Genomic DNA, 643 nt, shown 5'->3' with positions numbered 1-643 from the left:
GCTCTCGCGTCAATTGTGTCGGGCACGTGCTGAGTTCATTAGCGGAATGCGCAAAAACATCAAATCTGCAACCAAAACAGCACGCGCTGATGCGTATTGCGAGGCCTGGGTTGTAGGTGTGCGAGATAGTCTTATTGCGTTCGCCTGTACTGAGGCAGAAAAAACGCTCATGGCAGCATATAAGGCGCGTCACTTCGCCAGTGCACCGGAGACCTCTGGACGAGCCGTTAAAAAGGCTAAGGGTGTTGATGATGCGTTCTATGCCGGTTATTTCGATGGACGCCAGGTCGAATTGCATCAGGGCGTTGGTAGTGTTGGGCGAGCTGCATCCCCTGCTCAGATTGGGAGGGCATAAAAATGATGTCGTCGGCAAGAGTCATGGCCAAACAGAAAGGGGAAAAGGTTTATCAGGGAAAGGTCTGTACCAGGGGGCATTCTGGCGTGCGTTATACGAGGAGCGGGAAATGCGTGGACTGTACGCATGAAAACAATCAGGCACTAGCCAAGGCTCGATGTCGGGAGCGTATCTGGAGCCAGCGCCCGGTGATGGTTTTCGGTGATCCGGCTCGTGTGTGTCAGGGGGTGATGTGATGAAAATCTGTATGAAGGAGAGCGGAAAATGAGCGTGGTTTATATTGCTGGC

The 643-nt window shown here is 52.9% G+C and carries 1 protein-coding gene; it reads left to right on the top strand.

The genetic code is table 11. From position 1 onward, the window contains the following. On the top strand, nt 1-355 hold a 355-nt coding region (locus EHO01S_RS17040; RefSeq protein WP_024525063.1), incomplete at its 5' end, for a DUF7168 domain-containing protein. Nucleotides 356-643 lie beyond the last annotated feature (288 nt).

The organism is Edwardsiella hoshinae NBRC 105699 = ATCC 33379, from assembly GCF_000474215.1.
Classification (GTDB): domain Bacteria; phylum Pseudomonadota; class Gammaproteobacteria; order Enterobacterales; family Enterobacteriaceae; genus Edwardsiella; species Edwardsiella hoshinae.
Note: the sequence above shows the minus strand (reverse complement) of the source record. Positions and strands in the feature narration are given on the sequence as shown.